The 6,669-nt window shown below is 71.0% G+C and carries 14 protein-coding genes; 12 read left to right on the top strand and 2 right to left on the bottom strand.

What is annotated here, in order from left to right; all coding sequences use genetic code 11:
• Positions 1-120 precede the first annotated feature (120 nt).
• The 5 genes from C1J00_RS35710 to C1J00_RS35695 all read left to right on the top strand — a co-directional run bounded on the left by C1J00_RS35710 (position 121) and on the right by C1J00_RS35695 (position 3,117).
• A complete protein-coding gene (locus tag C1J00_RS35710) occupies positions 121-474 on the top strand; it encodes a hypothetical protein (protein WP_102913098.1) in 354 nt (117 codons plus the stop codon).
• Entirely contained in the window at positions 471-641 is a 171-nt protein-coding gene (locus C1J00_RS45660) for a hypothetical protein (protein ID WP_180989816.1), read from the top strand. The genes C1J00_RS35710 and C1J00_RS45660 overlap by 4 nt, the downstream gene beginning before the upstream one ends.
• Positions 638-1,741, top strand: coding sequence for a hypothetical protein (locus C1J00_RS35705; protein ID WP_102913097.1), 1,104 nt, complete (start codon positions 638-640; stop codon positions 1,739-1,741). Before C1J00_RS45660 ends, C1J00_RS35705 begins: the two co-directional genes overlap by 4 nt.
• Positions 1,742-1,743: 2 nt before the next feature.
• Complete coding sequence (locus tag C1J00_RS35700) at positions 1,744-2,280, top strand: 3'-5' exoribonuclease (protein ID WP_102913096.1); 537 nt, start codon at positions 1,744-1,746, stop codon at positions 2,278-2,280.
• A 93-nt stretch (positions 2,281-2,373) separates the two neighbouring features.
• Positions 2,374-3,117 carry a hypothetical protein gene (locus C1J00_RS35695; RefSeq protein ID WP_102913095.1) on the top strand — a complete coding sequence of 248 codons (744 nt, stop codon included), beginning with the start codon at positions 2,374-2,376 and terminating at the stop codon, positions 3,115-3,117.
• 62 nt (positions 3,118-3,179) lie between these two features.
• Here the strand turns inward: C1J00_RS35695 and C1J00_RS35690 are convergent, their stop codons facing one another.
• Both C1J00_RS35690 and C1J00_RS35685 read right to left on the bottom strand, forming a co-directional pair.
• Entirely contained in the window at positions 3,180-3,473 is a 294-nt protein-coding gene (locus tag C1J00_RS35690) for a hypothetical protein (RefSeq protein WP_146046317.1), read from the bottom strand.
• 102 nt (positions 3,474-3,575) lie between these two features.
• Positions 3,576-3,833 (bottom strand): hypothetical protein, encoded by a 258-nt coding sequence (locus C1J00_RS35685; protein ID WP_102913093.1) that lies wholly within the window; start codon positions 3,831-3,833, stop codon positions 3,576-3,578.
• Between the two features lie 192 nt (positions 3,834-4,025).
• On the opposite strand from C1J00_RS35685, the gene C1J00_RS35680 reads away from it, so the two are divergent.
• From C1J00_RS35680 to C1J00_RS35660, 7 genes are all read left to right on the top strand, one after another.
• A complete protein-coding gene (locus C1J00_RS35680; RefSeq protein WP_102913092.1) occupies positions 4,026-4,862 on the top strand; it encodes a hypothetical protein in 837 nt (278 codons plus the stop codon).
• Positions 4,863-4,874: 12 nt separating this feature from the next.
• Complete coding sequence (locus C1J00_RS47740) at positions 4,875-5,009, top strand: hypothetical protein (protein ID WP_281262786.1); 135 nt, start codon at positions 4,875-4,877, stop codon at positions 5,007-5,009.
• A gap of 8 nt (positions 5,010-5,017) precedes the next feature.
• Positions 5,018-5,530, top strand: coding sequence for a hypothetical protein (locus tag C1J00_RS35675; protein ID WP_102913091.1), 513 nt, complete (start codon positions 5,018-5,020; stop codon positions 5,528-5,530).
• Positions 5,530-5,865, top strand: coding sequence for a hypothetical protein (locus C1J00_RS35670; RefSeq protein ID WP_102913090.1), 336 nt, complete (start codon positions 5,530-5,532; stop codon positions 5,863-5,865). The genes C1J00_RS35675 and C1J00_RS35670 overlap by 1 nt, the downstream gene beginning before the upstream one ends.
• An 84-nt stretch (positions 5,866-5,949) precedes the next feature.
• Complete coding sequence (locus tag C1J00_RS45655; protein ID WP_180989815.1) at positions 5,950-6,087, top strand: hypothetical protein; 138 nt, start codon at positions 5,950-5,952, stop codon at positions 6,085-6,087.
• A 7-nt stretch (positions 6,088-6,094) separates the two neighbouring features.
• Positions 6,095-6,292, top strand: a complete 198-nt coding sequence (locus tag C1J00_RS35665; protein WP_102913089.1) for a hypothetical protein — start codon at positions 6,095-6,097, stop codon at positions 6,290-6,292.
• Positions 6,293-6,447: 155 nt separating this feature from the next.
• Positions 6,448-6,669 (top strand): hypothetical protein (locus C1J00_RS35660; RefSeq protein ID WP_146046316.1); only part of this gene is annotated, 222 nt, incomplete at its 3' end.

Here is a 6,669-nt window from a genome sequence, read left to right as displayed (position 1 = left end):
CACCGGCACCTGCCGCTGCCAACGGCCCCGCCCGCGCCGCGATGCCGACCTGTGGGGCCAGGGCCTCACCGCCCTCCAACGCCACAGCATCCGCACCATCCCCCTCACCGGGAGCTACCTGTGACCCGCCAACTCACCAACGCCCTCGCCGGCCTGTACGCCCTGCTCACCGTGTGCATGCTCCGCTGCGCCCTCATCAGCTACGAGCACGGCAGCCTGCCCTACACCGCGTTCTTCTCCGGTGTGGCGGTCGCCCTCGCCACCGCGATAGCCCACCACGCCTACCTGCGCGACGAGTTGCGCGCCGCCCACGTCCAGCTGGAGCGCGCGGCCAGACCACCCCGCCAGCGCACCTCGCTGGAGGACGGCGTAGTCCGCGTCGCTCTCGCCGCCGCCTGCTGCGAACGCTGGTGGACCTCCGCCGGCGCCGAGCACGACCCCGACCACTGCACCCGGAAGGACACCACCCGATGACCACTAGCGGAGGCTTCACCGGAATCAGCCTGGCAGGCCGGTGGGAGTGCGGCAGCTGCGGCGCCACCGGCGATGGCTGGTACGACGAGGACGACGGCCTGGTCCTGCACGACGAGGACGGTCAGCCCATCACCCCCGACGACCACGTCTGCGGGGAGCAGCGGTGAGCCAGACCAGCCACGACGCACGCGCCGTCGTCCGCGCCCTCGACGCCCTGACGACGCAGGTCGGACGCATCGCCGACGCCGTCACGACGACGGACCCGGAGCGCGACGACGCCCCGACGACGACGCCCGACGACGGCCCCTGTGCGCAGCACCCGCACGCCCCCGTCATCGGCGGCCACTGCGGCGGCTGCACGATCTACCCCGCCGACATGCGCCAGGCCCCGGCCGCCGACGAGGACGCCCTCCGTACCACCCGCCGCGACTCCCTCCTCGTGCTCCTCTCCCGAGCGCAGCGCGGGGTGCTCTCCACACACGAGGCCGAGCTGCTCCGCCACCACGTCGAAGCAGAGGTCCACGAGAGCAACCAGTGGCGGGCCGGGCGGAACACGATGAAGCGGCGCGGCGAGGAGATCGAACGCGACCGGGATGACTGGCAGCGCCGCGCCGAGCAGGCCGAGGATCTCCTCCGCGTCGCGCACGAGACGTCCAACCGGTCCGAGGCCGAACGCGCCAGCGCGGTGCAGCGCGCCAACATCTTCGAGACCGAACTCCGCGTCCTCCGCGCCGGCCTCCGCGCCAACGGTGCCGACCCCACGCAGATCCAGAACCTGTGGGCGCAGATCCGGCTGCGCAACCGGCAATGGCGGGACGCGAAGCGGGAGCGGGACCAGGCGCAGGCCGCCATCGAGCGCGTGCGCGCCCTGCACCGGAAGGCCAGCCACGGCACCACCTGCGTCTACTGCGCACACGGGCAGCGCCTCGGCTACGACACCGATTGGCCGTGCGACACCCTCCGCGCCCTCGACGGCACCGAGCAGCCCACCACCTGCACGGCCACCATCCCCGCCGTCATCAACTCGACACCCGACCAGTGCGTGGCCCCGGCCGGGCACTACGACGAGAGCAACGAGCCCGTGTTCACCGGGCCCGAGCGCAGCCCCGGCGGCTGGCACACCAACGGCAAGGGGCACATGTGGTCAGACCGTGCCGCCGCAGCCACGCCCCACGGCCAGCAGCCCACCACGGAGGCCGAGGGATGCTGCGGCAAGCCCGGCGGCGCCATCTGCATCCACGACGTCAGCCAGCCCAAGGAGCAGTGACCATGCGGGTCTTCTACGACACCGAGTTCATCGACGACGGCCGCACGATCGACCTCGTCAGCATCGGCATGGTGGCCGAGGACGGACGCGAGCTCTACGCCGTCTCCGCCGAGTTCGATCAGATCGCCCTCGGCCGCAACGGCTGGCTCGTGGACAACGTCTGGTCCTCCCTGCCTGTGATCGAAAAAGCGCCCGGCGAGCTCGGCATCGGGCGCCTCGACCTCGACCACCCCGACGTGCGGCCCCGGGCGCAGATCGCCCGCCTCGTCGAAGACTTCATCCTCACCACCCCCGACCCGCAGCTCTGGGCGTACTACGCCGCGTATGACCACGTCGCCGTCGCCCAGCTCTGGGGCCCCATGATCAACCTGCCGCGCGGGATCCCCATGCAGTCCGACGATCTGGTGACCGAGGCCAAGCGTCTCGGCCTCCGCCCGATGGACCTTCCACAGCAGCCCGACGGCCTGCACAACGCACTCGCTGACGCACGCCACAACCTCGTCCGCGCCCGCTTCATGGACGAGATCGCCAGCCGCTGAGCACGACGAAGGGGCGTGCCCACGAACTCCCCAGCTCCACGGCACGCCCCACAGGCGGGATCACCGTACCGCCCACGCACCACAGGAGCCACGATGACCACCGCCACCCACCTGCGCACCATCGCCCTCCGCTGGACCGACCTACAGACCGCCCTCGCCACCACCGGCACCGCCACATGGCCGCCCGCCGGCCGCATGTCCGACTACCTCCGCGACCTCGACGACGCCGACGCCGAACTCGCCGAAGCCGCACGCTGGCAGGCCGCCTACAACCGCAAGTACCTCGACCGCGACCCGACACAGGTCGGCGCCACCCGGCCACCGCTCCGCATCGAAATCCTCGACACCATGCGCACCGTAGAGGCCCGGCTCACGGAGACCGGCGACCAGGTGGCCGCCGCCGTCCAGCGCTCCCCCATGACGTTCGCGCCCCGCGGCTGGCCGGCCGCCGACCGCGCCCGACGAGACGCCCTCGCCCGCGCGGACACCGTGGACCCGCGCCGCTGGAGGTACGGCGGCCGGCACACCGCCCCGCACACCGCGCTGTGGCTCCTCGCCCGCGTGCAGGGCCGCCCGGGACCGTTCCGGCCGCTCCCCGAGCGTGAGGGGCAACTGATCGCCGACGTCGCCCGGGAGGCGTGCGCGCGGGTGGAGAACGCCCTCGACATCGCCGACCGCACTGCTGTCCTCGCCACGCCCTGCCCGCGCATGATCAACGTGGTGTTCCCGTGTGGCGGCCGCATCGAGATGTACGGCGGGGCGGGCGCCGAACCGGTCGCCCACTGCACCGAGTGCGGGCACATCTGGACCGGGCAGGACGCCGCGGCCGTCGCCTAAACGACGCAGGCCAGACGCCCCGTCACTCCGTCACGACGACGGCCGGTGACGGGGCGTCGTCATCAGTCCCGCGCAAAGATAGTCACGAACACGAGGGCGATTGTGGCAATGGCCAGCACCCATGTTGCGTAATGCAGGCCCTGAGTCGCCGATGCCGCAGCTCGGCCCTGGGCTTCCGCCGCCTGCTTTGCCGCCTCAGCCGCCTTCAACTGCTCCCAAGCCAAGCGCACCCGGAGTTCAGCTTCCGCCCCCTTGGCCCCCTCGACTCGGAAGCCACTGGACATGCGCACTTCTTCCAAGAGCCGCTTGTAGACCTCTGGCAGATCGTCGTCCTTGCCCGGCACATCAGCTGTCACAGGAACACCCTTGCTGCTGAAGCGCCATCCCGCGGCCCCGCAGGTCCATATGGGGGAAACCAAGGTCCTTCCAGATTCACCATGCCGCAGCTGGCGACGCAGCTACGACGCCCGGTTCTTCCCCGCCGCGATCTGGCCGGCCGTCTCCCCGGTGACCTTCATCCGCTCGCCGATCTCCCGGTACGTGTGGCCCTGAGTCTTCGCCATGCGCACCGCTTGCTGCCGCACGTCCGCCACCAGCCGGTGCAGCTCGGGCCACTCGCGCAGCAACTCGGCGCAGGCCGCCGCCCGGTCCATCGCATCGGGGATCGCCTCCAGCGCACGCAGCGCCTTACGCACCCGTTCGACCTCACCAGCCACCCACGCCACCTCCCGACCGGAGAGTAGGGCTGCACAGACACTCACCCAAGGGGTACCCTCTGGAATCCAAGGGGTACCCCTTGGTCGCGTCACGACGGGCCGACGACGCCCGACGACGCCCCACAACAGAAGACGAGCCCCGCAGGTGCTGGACACACCGAACGGGGCTCTGACCACCGGAGAGTGACCTCCATGGGCTGGAAGAAGCCTCGCACATCCCCACCCCCGGCAGAACCCTGGTACGCCAGACTCGCCACCAGCGCCGGCCGCCCCGCCGTCCTCGCCGCGACCCTCATCATGTCGATGCCCGGCGAGTACCACGTCGCCAAGTTCGCCGGCTGGTCCGACCCGTGGGCGTACGGCATGCCGTTCTCCCTCTCGGCCTACGCCGGTATCGCCGCCGTCGTGGCGGCCACCCGACCCAAGGGCGCTCGCGGGCGGGCCTCCGCCGTGATCGGAGCCGGGTTCGCGATCGTCCTCGCGCTCGCCGCTCAGGTCGTCGCGCACCTCGTTCAGACCGGCCACATGGACCACAACCAGGCGTGGCTCATCGCGGTCACGTCGATGGTGCCCCCGGCTGTCCTCGCGCACCTGCTGCACCTCGCGGCCACGCCCGACGCCAAGTCGACGCCCGTCGTCGCCCCGTCGATCAGCGTCGACACCGCCGAGACGACACCCGTCGTCGAACGCGTCGTCGCCGGGGAACAGCCTGCCCCTGCCGTGCCGCCGAAGCCTGAGCAGCCGCCCGCGCTGGAAGCCGCCGAGGAGCAGCACGAGCCACAGCTGGAGCCTGAGCCGCAGCGACCCGTCATCCGGTACAGCGACCTGCGATGCGCCTTCATCCGCCCCCTGTACAACAACGGGTACCGGCCCACCACGACCGAGATGCGCGCCGCGCTGGAGGCCGAGGGACTCACCCCGCCCGGTGCCTCGACGCTGCGTGGTGTCCTGCGTGCCGAGGTGGAGAAGCACGAGCCGCACCTCGCCGAGCTGCCCGCCCGGCCGTCGCCGCTGCACCGCGCGGGCTGAACCGTGCTCGCCGTGTTCTTCGGAGCCTCGGCCCTCCTCGGCCTCCTCGGCCTGTGCGCTCTCGCGCTGCACGACGTCCCGAAGATCTCCGGGACCGTCGCCTTCATCCTCACCTGCGCCGCGCTCGCCGTGGCCGTCCTCCGCTGAAGGACCCCATGAACTACGTGACGTATGGCGGTGTCACCGTCGGACTCATTCTCCTCGGCTACGAACTCACCCTCTGGTGGCCAGGCCTCAAGAGCCTGAAGAAGGACCCCATCAGGCACGCCGCCCGGCTCCTGCCGTTCCTCCTGTCGTGGGCATACGGCTGCCTCACAACCCTGGGCATCGCCGGACTCATCGGCACCGCGTCCAGCTCCATCCTCGGCCTGTCCAACTGGCTCGGGGACGCCGCCTTGTTGTGGGGCGTCGGCGAGCAGCCCGGCCAGCTCGCCGCCCGCGAGACCTTCACGCCGCTCTCCGGGCCTGGAGGTTGCATGGTGCTGATCCTCACCGCCGTGCTCATCGCCGCCCTGAAGAAGGCGGGCGACGAGACGCGCGGCGAGCTGAAGCGGGGCGTCTGGTGCGGGATCACCCTCGGCACCAGCGCGGGCGTGGCCGGGTTCGCCGCGGTCCCCCTCGCGGAGGCCGCGAACTGGCTCGGCGACAACGCGTACAGGCAAGTCTGATGGCCCGCCGTAAGCCGGACGTCGAGGAGCCGGAGCAGCGCAGTACGGCGGCCGGTGGCTGTGTGCTGGTCGTGCTCGGCGGCTTGCCCCTCGCGGCCGTATGGGCCGTGTCGGACGTGGCTGGCGTGCTCGCCGTGTGGGTGGCCGGCGTCGCGGCCGTGTGGTGGTCCGCCCGGCGCTGCGTGTCCGATTCGTCCGCCACTCCCCCACAGGGGCGGGAGCCCCCCTCTGGCGACGTTTACGCACGTGAGACCACCCGTGTGCGTGAAGTCCGAAAGGGCCCGGGGGAGGGGTTGACGATCTTCCCCGAGATCGAGCACGTCACCGACCTCTGACCAACAAGCCCCGGGGCGGCCGTCCTTCCGCCAAGTTGTTCGGCCGCCCCGGTCCCATCCCAACGAAGAGACAGGACCGCCATCATGGCACTCGGATTCCCCGAGCCGATCAAGAAGGACGACCCTCGCTTGCAGGGCCACGAGACGACCTACCAGGCCTCGCGCGGTGGCTGGATCACGCCCGCGAAGAAGGCCGCCCCCGCCAAGCCCAAGAAGGGATGACGGCCACATGAGCAGGGAACCCCTCAACGCCGACCCGAGCGCCGAGCGCCTCAGCCTCATCGGGACGATCGCCTCTGCCCTGCGGGACGCGACAGACGGAGACGTGTGGCATGCGGTCGGGCTGATCTACGAGCTCGCCCATGACCGCATGGAGCCGGCCGACGTGAAGCGAGAGTTCGAGGAACTGCGGCTGCGTCACGTCTGACGCCTGCCACACTGAGCTGGGCCCCGACGTCTCCCTCGTGGACGGCGGGGCCTTCACGTTCCCCTGACCGGTCACAGAAGCGTCACAGCCCCCACACTCACAGTGCACAACTGACACGCTGGCTGATCCTGCAACTACCGCACCCGGGGGACGCCATGGCGAGGAGCCGCAACAACAGGCAGAGCAGCAACAACAAGACCGGCATCGGATGCGGCGTACTCGCGCTGCTGCTCCTCGTCGGCGGCTGCAACCAGCTGCTCGGCATCGGGGACGACGAGGAGCAGAAAACCGCCGACTGCGCCATGGAACTCGCCGCCGGAACCGGGCCGAAGGGATGGATCGGCGGGGGCAGCAACGGCGGAGGCGGCGGCTTCACC

This window comes from Streptomyces cahuitamycinicus (assembly GCF_002891435.1).
GTDB classification, from domain to species: domain Bacteria; phylum Actinomycetota; class Actinomycetes; order Streptomycetales; family Streptomycetaceae; genus Streptomyces; species Streptomyces cahuitamycinicus.
The sequence above is the reverse complement of the archived record's forward strand: the minus strand, read 5'-3'. Positions and strand labels throughout refer to the sequence as shown.